The sequence below is a fragment of the uncultured Pluralibacter sp. genome, assembly GCF_913775985.1.
In the GTDB taxonomy this organism is placed as follows: domain Bacteria; phylum Pseudomonadota; class Gammaproteobacteria; order Enterobacterales; family Enterobacteriaceae; genus Pluralibacter.
This window is the reverse complement of sequence record NZ_CAJYMB010000017.1, coordinates 1-13561: the sequence shown is the minus strand read 5'-3', so window position 1 is coordinate 13561 and position 13561 is coordinate 1. Positions and strand designations below refer to the sequence as shown.

General features: G+C 56.3%; 10 protein-coding genes and 2 pseudogenes. 4 read left to right on the top strand and 8 right to left on the bottom strand.

What is annotated here, in order from left to right:
• Together QZ766_RS02840 and adhP are read left to right on the top strand one after the other, a co-directional pair.
• Positions 1–365, top strand: a pseudogene (locus QZ766_RS02840) (ABC transporter ATP-binding protein); the annotation flags it as partial.
• A 214-nt stretch (positions 366–579) separates the two neighbouring features.
• Positions 580–1590 (top strand): alcohol dehydrogenase AdhP, encoded by a 1011-nt coding sequence (gene adhP, locus QZ766_RS02835; RefSeq protein WP_297197027.1) that lies wholly within the window; start codon positions 580–582, stop codon positions 1588–1590.
• Between the two features lie 34 nt (positions 1591–1624).
• Here adhP and araJ read toward each other — a convergent pair whose 3' ends face one another.
• Positions 1625–2794 carry an MFS transporter AraJ gene (gene araJ, locus QZ766_RS02830; RefSeq protein WP_297197025.1) on the bottom strand — a complete coding sequence of 390 codons (1170 nt, stop codon included), beginning with the start codon at positions 2792–2794 and terminating at the stop codon, positions 1625–1627.
• Between the two features lie 227 nt (positions 2795–3021).
• Between araJ and QZ766_RS02825 the strand changes: the two genes are divergently transcribed.
• Positions 3022–3435: a hypothetical protein gene (locus QZ766_RS02825; RefSeq protein WP_297197023.1), complete on the top strand. Its 414-nt coding sequence runs from the start codon at positions 3022–3024 to the stop codon at positions 3433–3435.
• Between the two features lie 442 nt (positions 3436–3877).
• On the opposite strand, the gene QZ766_RS02820 is transcribed toward QZ766_RS02825, so the two are convergent.
• From QZ766_RS02820 to QZ766_RS02805, 4 genes and pseudogenes are all read right to left on the bottom strand, one after another.
• On the bottom strand, positions 3878–4738 hold the full coding sequence (locus QZ766_RS02820) for an SUMF1/EgtB/PvdO family nonheme iron enzyme (protein ID WP_297197021.1): 861 nt from the start codon (positions 4736–4738) through the stop codon (positions 3878–3880).
• Positions 4739–4741: 3 nt separating this feature from the next.
• The gene (locus QZ766_RS02815) at positions 4742–6994 is read right to left on the bottom strand and encodes a hypothetical protein (RefSeq protein ID WP_297197019.1); all 2253 of its coding nucleotides are present in this window, start codon (positions 6992–6994) and stop codon (positions 4742–4744) included.
• A gap of 118 nt (positions 6995–7112) precedes the next feature.
• Positions 7113–7433 (bottom strand): annotated as a pseudogene (locus tag QZ766_RS02810) (resolvase); the annotation flags it as partial.
• A gap of 357 nt (positions 7434–7790) precedes the next feature.
• Complete coding sequence (locus QZ766_RS02805) at positions 7791–8306, bottom strand: Rrf2 family transcriptional regulator (RefSeq protein WP_297197017.1); 516 nt, start codon at positions 8304–8306, stop codon at positions 7791–7793.
• 131 nt (positions 8307–8437) lie between these two features.
• Between QZ766_RS02805 and QZ766_RS02800 the strand changes: the two genes are divergently transcribed.
• On the top strand, positions 8438–9640 hold the full coding sequence (locus QZ766_RS02800; RefSeq protein ID WP_297197015.1) for an NAD(P)/FAD-dependent oxidoreductase: 1203 nt from the start codon (positions 8438–8440) through the stop codon (positions 9638–9640).
• 139 nt (positions 9641–9779) lie between these two features.
• On the opposite strand, the gene fdnI is transcribed toward QZ766_RS02800, so the two are convergent.
• The 3 genes from fdnI to fdnG all read right to left on the bottom strand — a co-directional run.
• Positions 9780–10436 (bottom strand): formate dehydrogenase-N subunit gamma, encoded by a 657-nt coding sequence (fdnI, locus tag QZ766_RS02795; protein WP_297197029.1) that lies wholly within the window; start codon positions 10434–10436, stop codon positions 9780–9782.
• Positions 10429–11316: a formate dehydrogenase subunit beta gene (fdxH, locus tag QZ766_RS02790; protein WP_297197013.1), complete on the bottom strand. Its 888-nt coding sequence runs from the start codon at positions 11314–11316 to the stop codon at positions 10429–10431. Before fdxH ends, fdnI begins: the two co-directional genes overlap by 8 nt.
• Positions 11317–11327: 11 nt before the next feature.
• Positions 11328–13561, bottom strand: a 2234-nt coding sequence (fdnG, locus tag QZ766_RS02785) for a formate dehydrogenase-N subunit alpha (protein ID WP_297197011.1), incomplete at its 5' end; no start/stop codon positions are given.

The following is a 13561-nucleotide window of genomic DNA, read 5'->3' as shown; positions in this document are numbered from 1 at the left end:
AGGGTAAAGAGGCGCTGGCGGAGACGCTCGCCAGCTTCGCCGGCGGCGCGCTGCTGGTGAGCCACGACCGCCAGCTTATTGAGCGCGCCTGCAATCGCTTCTGGCGGGTGGACGGCGGCCGGCTGGAGGAGCTGTACGACGCGCAGGCGCTGTGGGAAAGCATGAGCGAAACACCTGCGGCATCTACCGCGCCGATGCCCACTGCTGAGTCGGCGGCAGTGGAAAGCGACGACGATCTTCTCACCCGGCTGATCGAACTGGAGACGCGGCTGGCGGACGATCTGGCCCGTCGTCCCCGGCACCAGAAGCCGCTACTGCAGGCTCAGTGGCGGCAGCAGATTGCGGAGCTGCTGGCGAAAATATAGTGTTCAGGCACCTGCGGGTGCCTTTTTTATCAACACCTTGCGCAATAAAAACGCATTTACCCATTTTTATAGAAACTACTCATTGAATGTCGCTGAAATACTCACAAAAGGCTTGCGTGAATGGGTAAAAACATTAACCCTTAAAGAGTAATGATAAAGATTACGATTTACCGACCAAAGACGCAGATTCTCATAACACACAAGAGGAAATTCTATGAAGGCTGCCGTAGTGACTCACGATCATCACATTGACGTAACCGATAAAACCCTGCGCGCGCTGGAGCACGGCGAAGCGCTGCTGACCATGGAGTGCTGCGGGGTTTGCCACACTGACCTGCACGTTAAGAACGGCGATTTTGGCGACAAAACCGGCGTGATCCTCGGGCATGAAGGGATCGGAGTCGTAAAAGAAGTCGGACCGGGCGTCACCTCCCTCAAGCCGGGCGATCGCGCCAGCGTTGCGTGGTTCTTCCAGGGCTGCGGCCACTGCGAATACTGCAACAGCGGTAACGAGACCCTGTGCCGCGACGTGAAAAATGCCGGTTACACCGTGGATGGCGGGATGGCGGAAGAGTGCATCGTTGTTGCCGACTATGCGGTGAAAGTGCCGGACGGCCTCGATTCCGCGGCCGCCAGCAGCATCACCTGCGCGGGCGTAACCACCTATAAAGCAGTGAAAGTATCCGGTATCAAGCCCGGCCAGTGGATTGCAATTTACGGCCTGGGCGGCCTGGGTAACCTGGCGCTGCAGTACGCCAAAAACGTGTTTAACGCCAAAGTCATCGCGCTGGACGTTAACGACGCCCAGCTTGAGCTGGCAAAACAGATGGGTGCCGATTTAGCGATCAACTCCCGCAGTGAAGACGCGGCGAAAATCGTGCAGGAGAAAACCGGCGGCGCGCACGCGGCGGTGGTGACTGCTGTAGCGAAAGCGGCGTTTAACTCCGCGGTAGATGCCGTTCGCGCCGGTGGCCGCGTGGTAGCCGTTGGCCTGCCGCCGGAAGCCATGAGCCTCGATATTCCTCGCCTGGTGCTGGACGGTATTCAGGTTGTGGGTTCACTGGTCGGTACCCGTCAGGATCTGACCGAGGCCTTCCAGTTCGCCGCCGAAGGTAAAGTGGTACCGAAAGTGGCGCTGCGTCCGCTGGGCGACATCAACGCGATCTTCAAAGAGATGGAGCAGGGCCAGATCCGCGGCCGCATGGTGATCGACTTCCGTCACTAGTTCCTGACGCGCCGGGCACTGCCCGGCGCTTTTATCAGGCTTGCGCGTGCCCAACCGCCCTTTTGCCTTTCACCACGCCGTAATAGAGCAGGCAAGACATGGCCGAAAACGAGAGCAGCGCCGCGGGCAGCGTGACGTAGCTGTAGCCCAGATTTAAGGTAATCATCAGGCCGCCGCACCAGGCACCCACCGCACTGCCGAGATTAAATGCCATCTGGCCACCCGCCGCCCCAAGCATCTCCCCGCCCTTCGCGTTTTGCAGCAGCATAATCTGCAGCGGCGCCGACAGCGCGAACAGTCCCGCGCAGCAGATAAAGCCGAGCCCCAGCGCCGCCGCCGAATGGTGGCCGAAGACAAACAGCAGCATCAGCGCCAGCACAATAATTAAATCCGTGGTTATGGCGATGCGCAGCGGGCTGAAGCGCCCCGAAATGCGCCCGCTCAGCATATTGCCCAGCACCATTCCCAGCCCCATCAGCGTCATGATCGCCGTCATGCTGCTTTCTGAAAAGCCGGAAATGCCGGTCATAAACGGCTTAACGAAGCTGAACCAGGCGAAAACCCCGGCATTGCCGAACATGGTGGCGGCAAACACCAGCCACGGTTCGGGCTTTCTCAAAAAGTGAAATTGCTCGCGCAGCCGGGTTGGCGCTTTGTCAAATATATGCGGCACCCACATCAGCACCGAGGCAAACACCAGCACGTTGAAGGCGACAATCAATAAAAAGGTGTAGCGCCAGCTGAAGGCGTGGCCTATCCAGGTGCCCAGCGGCACGCCCGCCAGATTGGCTACCGTCATGCCGCCAATCATTCCGGCGACCGCCATGGTAACTTTCCCCGGCGGCGCGATTTTTGACAAGATCACGCCGCCAACGCCGAAAATCGCCCCGTGGGGGAAGCCGGACACCAGCCGGCCCAGCGCCATCATGGGATAAGAGGAAGAAAAGGTGAACAGCGCATTGCCCAGCGCGCACAGCGCCACCAGAAACAGCAGCAGTGATTTTAGCGAGAAGCGGCTGGAAAACAGCGCAATAACCGGCGCGCCGATCACCACGCCGAAGGCGTAGAAGGAGATCATGTTGCCAGCAGCGGGAATAGAGATGTGCATGTCTGCCGCCAGCTCGGTGAGCACGCCCATAATGCCAAACTCCGCCATGCCGAGGCCAAACGTGGCCAGCGCCAGCGAAAATATCGTTTTCTTCATACTGCTCATCAATGGTTAACGGGAAAGCGCCGTATTATCACTGAATCGCCGCTAAGCGGCTATAGCAGGATGGCTTTTATTTATGCAACTATCGGTTACTAACTCGGCAAAAAATAACGTTGGCTTTATAGAAATAACAATTCGAGCTCTTAAAGTTGTCATTTAATAACTAAAAAAGAATAATGTCCGGCGAATATTTTGCGAAATAAATAAAACGAGAAGTTGCTATGAAATTGTTAAAACTAATAAGCATTACCGCCATCGCCTGCTCGCTGTCGGCCTGTATGATGAGCCCGAATGGACGTACTAATGATAACGGATATTCCCGCCCTGCCCATAATTCCCATCACCGCGTCGATCCCCGCTATGGCAAAGACCGCACTGCAGAAAATCCGGCAGGCAACGTCAGCGATGAGCGCCTGAGTGTGCCGGCAGGCAACATCGATTCGGGCTATTCACGCCAGCCAGCGGGAAATAGCACCAACGTCGATCCTGGTTTTTCACGCAAGCCGGCAGGTAACGCAAACAATAATATTGATTCCGGTTTTAGCCGCTCGCCAGCCGCGAATAATAATAATGTCGATGCCGGTTACAGCAAAGGTCAGGCTAATTTAAAACCTGGCGAAACCGTAACTCAGTGAAATAATAAAGGCGTGTAAATTGCGCGATGAATAAATATCCTCCGGCATAGCCGGAGGTTTTTCATATACGCCTGTAAAGTTCTATTGCCAGCTGCGCCCTAACAGGCGTATGCAATCTGACATTTGCATTTTCAACAGTTACTTACCAAAAAAGTTTTTATGTCCGACTCAAAGCTGAAAGCATTACTGAACCACCTGCCCAGCAGGTGGTTTTCTGCATACAAAATGATGTCGATTACAGCAAAGGTCAGACTAATTGGGCTCCGTTTAGTAAGCAAAAAATATTGTATGTTAAGATCAGATCTTGACCACACTGATACTGTGAGTACTCAGCCCAAACGCTCAATGGTTGCCCAGCTTATACACAAACGTCTCACAATTTTTTTCTGTCAAATTCGTCTTTTTTCGCCGGGCGACACGTCGCGAGCAGGAAATAACTTAATCACTTTAACGGGCTGTTCTCCACACAGCGGAACTCCGACCCCCATTCGTTATCTGGCTTGCTTTTTCTGCGGGTTATCGTATAGGAGTCGCCGCCTTCAATAAGGCCACGCCGAACTTTTTTTTCGCCGGATGTTGGCCCTTGCGGATCGTTTTCAGGTGAATGGCTGTAGTAGTTTTTCGCATACCAGTCTTTTACCCAGTCCGCGCCGTTTCCCATCATGTCGTAGAGGCCAAGAGGATTGGGAGGGAAACTGCCGACAGGTTTTTTGTGCATGCTGGAGGTAAAGTTACGGGCGTTGTCGTAATCGTAGTACCAGCGGTTAGTGCTGTTACCGTAAATCAGAAACTGTCCCCGGCTGCGGGCGGCGTACTCCCACTGTGCTTCGGTGGGTAGGTCCATGCTGCGATTACTTACTTTCCCGAGCCACTGACAGTAGCCGCTGGCATCCTGCCAGCTTGCCGTGGCAGGATATGTTTCCCCCAGCGCAGCTTTGTCTTCTTTACTGAAATGTTTTCCCTGCGCTATCGTCTGGTAGATAGTGTTCTTATCCCGCCCCTGAATAACGAGCCAGTTATTAAACTCCCCCCAAGTTACACGGTATTTTCCGATACGGAAGTCGGATAGCGTAACCGGATGAAGGGGGGTGTCCAGATCGAAGTTGTAGGGCAGTTTTTCTGCCACCAAGGGACCAAAATCACCCATCTGAAACTCACCGCCCTTCACTTTTATCAGATTCTCTAGGGAGGTGCGAACCAGTGCGTCCTGGTCAGCTTTTATTTTTTGCTCATCACGACAGCCAGTGATGGCGATCAGTACCAGTGCTGTCAGGGTTAAGCGTGAAAGAGTCTGTCCGGTCATGGTTTATCGTCCGTGCTGGGTGGTGATGTAGGTGGTGCAGCTGTGCAGTAATGACGGTGACACTGGCGTAAAGGGGCGCATGAATTCGTTCGGGTGACCCGGTGAAACGGCGGGTGCATCCGGCAAATGGGTGTAAATGGCATGCAGGTTTTTCGCATAGTGGCTGGGGGTGATGATGATCTTCTGTGCACCCGGAATGAAGCTGGCATTGGCTCCGTATTCGCGTGGTTGCTCACCTTCAGCCAGAAACGCTATAACGCGGGCTTCGTTGGCTTTCCAGTCGCCTTTTTCGCCAATCGTGGTGGACAGGTGCTGCATGATATTCTCATACTCACGTTTTGACTGCACCCAGCGCAGGACGGCAAGAATGGCACGTTTACGGCTGGCAAAGGTGGCGCCACCCTCACAGGCTTCTCCCTGATGGCTGGCAGGGCTGGCAACTTTATCCCAGAAACTGGTTTCAATCAGGGCTGCAATGGCTGCTCCCTTGCTTTCCGGCGGGGCGTATTTCAGATACTCATCATTATCGAGTATTTTTTCCATCAGCCTTACGCGGGCCTCCTTGTCATCCCAGTTGGTTTTAAGGGCGGTACCGATAGCATCTGCTGCATCGAGTGCTCGGTTCAGGTTGTACATGCCGGCAAGCAACGGGATGGCGCAGAAGTAACGATAATCGTCCTCCGCCATGATACTCATCAGGCGTGTATAATCGGCATTGCGCAGCATATAGGCAAGGCAGGGCATAAACTCTTTCATGATTGCCTGCCCATCTACATCAAGGGCTACTGAGCCTTTTGCACCGAGACCAGAGCAGATACCGCCTTTAACCAGGATGCGAACCTTGCCGTCTGTCCAGCTGAATTCCATGCTGCCGCTCATGCCAAAACCTGCCTGTCCGGTCACGCCAATGGCCACTTTCGCCAGTGAGGTGAACTTTTCGCTTCCCTTGCCTTCCTTATCCGGGTTGAGCCAGACCATTTTGCCGGAGAGATTGACCCCGGCTTCCGCGCCGGCAAACAGGCTCAGTTCTGCACCGGGTTTCACCTCTTCAGCGGCTTTTGATATGTCAACATTGCGCCACTGTCCGGGCGTGCCGGTCGGCGTGGCCTTGACGGGAAGGCCTTTCACCACGTCACCGGAGAAGCTGACGCCGGCCTCGATACCCAGACTGGCCCCGATGCTGCCGGACAGGGCCAGCTCGAAATCAAAGCGCAGAACGCCAAGCAGCCCCATGCCACCGCCGGGGATGCGTGCCGGGTCCAGCGGGTAGCAGATACGAGTTCCAGCATGATCAGGCCAGTAAACTTTTGCGGTGCTTTTAGCTTCGGCCAGTGCAAGGCTGGCGTAGGCGCTCAGTTTACCGCTGGCCGTGGCGGTCGGTTTTACCTTACCGGTGCGGATGTCGTATTCAAAAGGGTTCAGGGTGCCTTTGAGGCCGGCACCGTAAGTCCAGCGCATCAACTGAGCCTGCCCGTCAAAAACGATGTTGCCGCTTTCCGATTCAGCATGTTTTTTCAGACTGTCATTCAGTTCTCTGGCCCAATCCGTCAGGACATCGACATGGTCATCAATCAACTCCTGTTCCCAGACGGTCATGGAGGGCTTTACTTTTGCCAGCTGTGATTTCAGCTTCTCTGTATCGATTTCCTGCCGCGTGCGGGTGACGCCATCTTCGCCGGTATGACTGACGGTTTTAATAAAACTCTTTATCGCCGGCTGTTTTTCGCCATCGTTAAGGCAATAGCGTCGCCAGTGGCTGCGGATCTTATCGGAACGGACATAAGTGTAGCGGCCGCCACGGTATCCACCTCCCCGGATTTCAATCATCTCCATGATGCCGATGGCGCTTTTTTTGGTGTTATCGTCCAACAGTGTGGCCTTTGGAAGCTGAACGACCGGCGTCAGGTCCTTGAGCTCATTTCTTAGTGCCGTGACCGCGCCATCGAGCTGCTGATATTCCTGCTCTAGCTGTGATTCGAGGCGATTTCGCTCTGTAACCTGATGCCAGTTCAGACTGGTCATCTGCTTTGTCAGGTCATCAATGCGCAGCTGTGCATCAATACGAGTAGCCAGCAGCTTTTCCAGCCGACTATGCTCTCGTTCAATGGCATCGTTATCACAGCCATCAACGGCAATCAGGGTTTCGCTGTCAGGGTGAAAATAGAGTGCGGGTCCAAAGGTGCAGTATGCCGTGACGCCGGTGGAGTGTAGCCGGGTGAACGTTGTATTGTTCGCTGGCGTTCTCTGACTTGTCATCTATATTAATCCCTCAATATATACGCGGTTATACTTACCGCTATCATACAATAATCACAACTTAACCCAAATCACTCGCTTCTGATTGCCGGCACAGTGCCTGAATGCAGCATCTCTGTTAGGGGCTGTACCCTGTCGCGTCTGCCATTTCGCGGATGCTCAGTTTCTTGACTTGGCGGTAGTACAAAACTTTCTGATGCTGCTCCTGATCTGCTTATTTGCCCCGATATTTCCTAAGTGTATAGGCCCACTAAATCCCCTGTTTTTGCCGCTAGCGGCTCAGCCAGTCCTTATGTGACATTGCGGCTATCAGGTCGATCAGCATGTTATTGATGGCGGTTATCATGGCACGGGTGATTGGGTCAGCCTGCGAAGGGTCTTTATCTGATAATACCTATCATCAGTTGGGCATATCCAAGCTGACAATCAAATCACGGATTCCGGAGCCAGGATTACGGATTCCGACAGATGGCCAAATTTGGCCGGAACAAATCGGAATCCATGGTCGAATTAAATCGGAAAGTGCGATCGGATTACATCGGAGTCAATGATCGGTTTGGGTCGGAATATGCAGAAGCTGGATGAGGGGAAGTATCGTTCTTTACGACCTGTTGATATCAGTCAGTATAAAAAACAACCTTAACGTACAATGTTTTCCGTTTCCCTAACAGACCTCTAATTTAAAACCTGGCGAAACCGTAACTCAGTGAAATAATAAAGGCGTGTAAATTGCGCCTTAAAATATCGGGACTGTAGATTATTCTGACAGTCCCGATATTTATTGGATGTCAGGTAACTATCCCGCCTTCCCGCTCCGGCGTTCGCCGAGCCACGCATTCACTTCTATTGGAAAACTCTCCGGCGCCTTGCGGAACATTACCCGCGACAGATCGAGGATCGTACTGCGTGCCAGCTCCTCTTCCATACGCTGCTGGGCGTTGTCCATCACCGATCGCACGCCGCACGGCCCGTCGCAGACCCAGGCCGGCGGCTTGTCGGCGAACAGGGCCATGCGCTGGCGCACTTCGCGGCATTCAAACAGGGATTTGTCGCCGTCGATGGCGCGCACCACATCGAGCACCGAAATCAGTTCTGCGCCGCGGGCCAGCCGGAATCCGCCGCCCTTCCCTTCGCTGCTGACCACCAGTCCCGCCCGGGACAGGCGGGTGAAGACTTTGGCAAGATAATCGTAGGGCACATTTTGCAGCTCGGCCATCTCTCGCACGCTCATCTCGCGCGCGTTGCCCTTTGCATCAACCATGCTCATCAGGCTGTGGATGCCGTACTCAACTCCCGAACTGTAAAACGCCATGCTCTGCTCCCGCGGTTAATTCGCTGCCGATAATACCTGAGTTACTCGGAAAGATCTTGTCGCAGTAAACTCCGACCAGTATAGTGGCAGTTATTGATTCTGGTTAGCAATGAAAAAGAGAAGGACTAACAATGAAACAACGCATTCTGATTATCGGCAGCGGCTTTGCCGGCATGTGGGCAGCAGTGAGCGCGGCGCGCGTCGCCGACCTTCAGGGCGCCAGCGGGCTGGAGATTGCCGTGATCTCGCCGAAGCCGGAGATGGGCGTGCGCCCGCGCTTTTATGAAGCCAACGTCCGCACGCTGACCGCCGACCTGCGCCCGCTGTTTGCCGCGTTAACTATTCGCCACATCGCCGGCAGCGTGGAAAGCATTGACGCAGCCGGACATAAGGTCGACATAATGAGCGAAACAGGCGAGCGCCAGACGCTGGCATACGACCGGCTGATCGTCGCCGCCGGCAGCCACCTGCGCCCGGCCGGCGCGGCCGGTATCGCCGAATACACCTTTAATATCGACAGTATGGACGCCGCCGCCCGGCTGGAAACGCACTTGCAGCAGCTGACACAGCAGCCCGCGAGCGACGCCCGCAATACAGTCGTGGTTTGCGGCGGCGGCTTTACCGGTATTGAGCTGGCCACCGAGCTGCCCGGACGGCTTCAGTCATTATTCGGTGACGATACTAAGATTAAAGTTATCGTCGTTGAGCGTGGCGACCGCATCGGCGGCCGCTACAGTCAGGCCATGCGCGAGGTTATCAGCGAAGCCAGCGCCGCGCTCGGCGTGGAGTGGCGGCTGAACAGCAGCGTTGAAAGCGTGGACGCCAGCGGTGTGCTGCTTACCAGCGGCGAGCGAATTAATGCCGCCACCGTGGTGTGGACGGCAGGCGTGACCGCCAGCGGGCTGGGCACCGATCTGAAAGGCGAGCGCGACGCCCAGGGCCGCTTTGTCGTGACGCCGCTGCTGCAGCTTCCGGACTATCCGGATATTTACGCCACCGGCGACATGGCGCATGCCAAAACGGACGACCTCGGCAATACCGCGCTGATGACCTGTCAGCACGCCATCCAGCTCGGCAAATTTGCCGGCCACAATGCCGCCGCTAGCCTGCTGGGCGCAGAAACGCTGCCCTACCGTCAGGAAAAATATGTCACCTGCCTGGATCTGGGCACCTGGGGCGCGGTCTATACCGAAGGCTGGGATCAGCAGCTTAAGCTGGTGCGGGACGAGGCGAAAACGCTGAAGACCGCGATTACCCACGAGCTGATTTATCCCCCGGCAGCTAATCGCGAAGCGGCGTTCGCGGCAGCGGATCCGCTGGCGAAATTTGTCTAGGATTGGGATTTAATTGCCGCTGATGGCGGCGTTTTAACGGTATAAAAAAATCCGCAACCGCCTGAGCGGCTGCGGATTTTTAACGGCGGTCAAATCAGTTAATCAATTCGGCCGCCGTCAGACACTGCCCAAATGCGCGTTACTTAATCCCGCGCGAGCTCTCTTCCTGGGCCTCTTTGCGCTCAACCTGCTGATACCAGCGCGGATGGTGCTTTTTCGCCCAGCGGCGGCTGACCTTGCCTTCAACCATCCCCTTAATCGAGCCCTTCACCCAGAACGCCATATACATGTGAATAAGAATGGCGTGGATCAGCACGATAGCGGACGCGGCGTGGATCAGCAGCGCGTAGCGGATCACTTCAATCGGGAAATACTGCGCAAAGTACGGGCGCCAGATGATGACGCCGGTCACCAGCAGCACGAAAATCATGCTCATGATGCTCCAGAACATCATCTTCTGCCCGGCGTTGTATTTGCCGACCTTCGCCACTTTATGCTCATTGCCCTTCAGGACTTCAACAATGCCCTTGATCCAGGGCCAGTCCTGCTTGTCGGGAATGTTGTGCTGCACGAAACGCACGAACATAAACATCAGCGCGACGAAAATCAGCACCCCGAAGAACGGATGCAGAATGCGGCCCATCTGCGGCGTACCGAAGGTTTCGGTCAGCCATTTCAGGGTCGGGAAGAAGAATGAAATCCCCGACAGCGCCACCAGGAAGAAGGCGATAACCACCGTCCAGTGACAGGCTCTGTCGATAAATTTCGTGCGTACGATCATCTTTGATTTACGCATCATGATCCTCCTCTTCCTCGTCATCCACTTCCTTGTTGGGGCCAATACCGATGTAGTGATAGATCAGTCCCGCAAAGGTCGCGATAAAGCCCGCCGCAGACAGCGGCTTGAGGACGCCTTTCCACAGCGATACTGCGGCATCGATCTTCGGTTCTTTCGGCAAATTGTGATACAGCTCCGGCTGGTCGGCATGGTGCAGCACGTACATGACGTGCGTCCCGCCGACACCTTCGGGGTTGTACAGCCCGGCATGCGGATAGCCGCGCGCTTTGAGCTTCTGCACCCGCTGCTCGGCAACGTCGATCATCTCTTTCTTGGTGCCAAAATGGATGGCGCCGGTCGGACAGGTTTTAACGCAGGCAGGCTCCTGGCCGACGCTGACGCGATCGACGCAGAGGGTGCATTTGTAAACCCGGTTATCCTCTTTATTGAGACGCGGCACGTTGAACGGGCAGCCGGCGATGCAGTAGCCGCAGCCGATGCAGTTGTCCTGCTGAAAATCGACGATGCCGTTGGCGTACTGAATAATCGCCCCGGCGGACGGGCACGCCTTCAGGCAGCCCGGATCTTCGCAGTGCATGCAGCCGTCCTTGCGGATCAGCCACTCCAGCTTGCCGTTCTCTTCGGTTTCGCTAAAGCGCATTACCGTCCAGGATTTGGCGCTCAGATCTGCCGGATTATCGTAAACCCCGACGCAGTGTCCCACCTCGTCGCGGATATCGTTCCACTCCGAGCAGGCGACCTGGCAGGCTTTACAGCCCACGCAGGAGGTCACATCGATAAGCTTCGCCACTTCTTCCTTATAGTCCCGCGCGCGGGGCGCGGGCGTTGCGGAGTTAGTCGCAGAGCGTTTGGTGATGTCCAGTGTTTCCATTGACATAGTTCCGCTCCTTACGCTTTCTCAATGTTAACCAGAAACGCCTTGTACTCCGGCGTCTGGGAGTTGGCATCGCCGACGTTTGGCGTCAGGGTGTTCGCGATATACCCCTTCTGCGCAACGCCTTCAAAGCCCCAGTGCAGCGGGATCCCGACGGTTTCGACCTGCTGGCCGTTGACGTTCAGGGTCCGCAGACGGCGGGTGACCACCGCTACCGCGCGAATAAAGCCGCGCTTGCTGCTGACCTTGACCCGATCGCCGTTGGCAATGCCTTTCGCTTTCGCCAGTCCTTCGCTGATTTCCACAAACTGTTCCGGCTGGGCGATGGCGTTAAGCCGCGCGTGCTTGGTCCAGGTGTGGAAATGCTCCGTCAGGCGGTAGGTGGTACCGACGTACGGGAACTTGTCTTTTTTGCCGAGGCGCAGGACGTCGTCTTCGTAAATGCGCACCACCGGGCTGGAGACCACGTTCGGATGCAGCGGGTTGGTGCCGAGCGGCGTTTCCATCGGCTCGTAGTGCTCCGGGAACGGCCCTTCCGCCAGTTTGTTAAGGGCAAACAGGCGGCCCATGCCTTCCGGCTGCATGATGAACGGCCCGGTTTTGCTGCCCGGCGCGGCGGTATTGAAGTCGGGGATGTCGTTGCCGCCCCACTTATTGCCCTGCCACTCAATCAGCATCCGCTTCGGATCCCACGGCTTGCCGTTGATGTCCGCCGAGGCGCGGTTGTACAGCACGCGGCGGTTCAGAGGCCACGCCCACGCCCAGCCGAGGGTATTACCCAGCCCGGACGGATCGGCGTTATCGCGGTTGGCCATCTGGTTACCCTGCTCGGTCCAGCAGCCGGTGTAGATCCAGCAGGAGGACGCGGTGGTGCCGTCATCGCGCAGCAGCGCGAAGCTATTCAGCAGCTGGCCTTTCTTCGCCACCAGCTTGCCGGTCGGATCGTAGAGATCCTCCAGCGCGTAGCCGTTGTTCTCTTTCGCGACTTCTTCCGATTCCGGGCTGTCGGAAAGCTTGTAGTTCCAGCCCATATTCAGCAGCGGCTCGACGCCTTTACCGCCTTCGGTACGGTACATGTCGCGCAGGCGATGGTAGATCCCGGCCAGGATTTCGCCGTCGTTGCGCGCTTCGCCCGGCGGCTGTGCGCCCTTCCAGTGCCACTGCAGCCAGCGGCCGGAGTTGGCGATAGAGCCATCTTCTTCGGCAAAGCAGGTGGACGGCAGGCGGAAGACTTCCGTCTGGATCGCCGCCGGGTCGACGTCGTTAGACTCGCCGTGGTTCTGCCAGAAGGTCGATGTTTCCGTTACCAGCGGATCGATAACCACCATGTACTTCAGCTTGCTGAGGCTGCGCACCACTTTGTTTTTGTCCGGGAAGGACGCTACCGGGTTGAAGCCCTGGCAGATGTAGCCGGTCACTTCGCCTTTATCCATCAGGTTAAAGTACTTGATGACGTCATAGGCCTGGTCCCACTTCGGCAGCCAGTTAAAGCCCCAGTCGTTCTCCTTCTGCGCCTTGTCGCCGTAAAACGACTTCATCAGGCTGACGAAGAATTTCGGGTAGTTGCCCCAGTAGTTCACCTGCTCTTCCCGCGTCGCCTTCGGCGTATTGGCGGTGAGATAGGTTTGCAGATCCGCCTGCTTGTCGCTCGGCAGCGTCAGGTAGCCCGGCAGGCTGGTGGACAGCAGCCCCAGATCCGTCAGGCCCTGGATGTTGGAGTGGCCGCGCAGGGCGTTCACGCCGCCGCCTGCCATCCCCATGTTGCCCAGCAGCAGCTGGATCATCGCCATAGTGCGGATGTTCTGCGCCCCGACGGTGTGCTGCGTCCAGCCCAGCGCGTACAGGAAGGTGGTCGTGCGATCTGCCGCGCTGGTTGAGGCCAGCACTTCACAGACTTTGAGGAAGTCCGCTTTCGGCGTGCCGCAGATGTTTTCCACCACCTCCGGCGTGTAGCGGGAAACGTGCTCTTTGAGCAGGTTCCACACGCAGCGCGGATCGGTCAGGGTTTCATCACGCTTCGCGTAGCCGTTCTCATCGAACTGATAGTTCCAGGAGGACTTGTCGTACTCGCGTTTTTCAGCGTCGTAGCCGCTGAACAGGCCGTCGTCGAAGGAGAAATCATCGCGCACCAGCAGGCCAGCATTGGTGTAATGCTTCACATACTCGGCGTTGATTTTGTTGTTCTGAATCAGATACAGCAGCACGCCGGAGAGGAACGTAATGTCCGTACCGGAGCGGATTGGCGCAT

Excerpts from the sequence above, each read along its gene's own strand:
- adhP (WP_297197027.1), top strand. The coding sequence starts at position 580 with ATGAAGGCTGCCGTAGTGACTCACGATCATCACATTGACGTAACCGAT.
- araJ (WP_297197025.1), bottom strand. The coding sequence starts at position 2,794 with ATGAAGAAAACGATATTTTCGCTGGCGCTGGCCACGTTTGGCCTCGGC.
- QZ766_RS02825 (WP_297197023.1), top strand. The coding sequence starts at position 3,022 with ATGAAATTGTTAAAACTAATAAGCATTACCGCCATCGCCTGCTCGCTG.
- QZ766_RS02820 (WP_297197021.1), bottom strand. The coding sequence starts at position 4,738 with ATGACCGGACAGACTCTTTCACGCTTAACCCTGACAGCACTGGTACTG.
- QZ766_RS02815 (WP_297197019.1), bottom strand. The coding sequence starts at position 6,994 with ATGACAAGTCAGAGAACGCCAGCGAACAATACAACGTTCACCCGGCTA.
- QZ766_RS02805 (WP_297197017.1), bottom strand. The coding sequence starts at position 8,306 with ATGGCGTTTTACAGTTCGGGAGTTGAGTACGGCATCCACAGCCTGATG.
- QZ766_RS02800 (WP_297197015.1), top strand. The coding sequence starts at position 8,438 with ATGAAACAACGCATTCTGATTATCGGCAGCGGCTTTGCCGGCATGTGG.
- fdnI (WP_297197029.1), bottom strand. The coding sequence starts at position 10,436 with ATGCGTAAATCAAAGATGATCGTACGCACGAAATTTATCGACAGAGCC.
- fdxH (WP_297197013.1), bottom strand. The coding sequence starts at position 11,316 with ATGTCAATGGAAACACTGGACATCACCAAACGCTCTGCGACTAACTCC.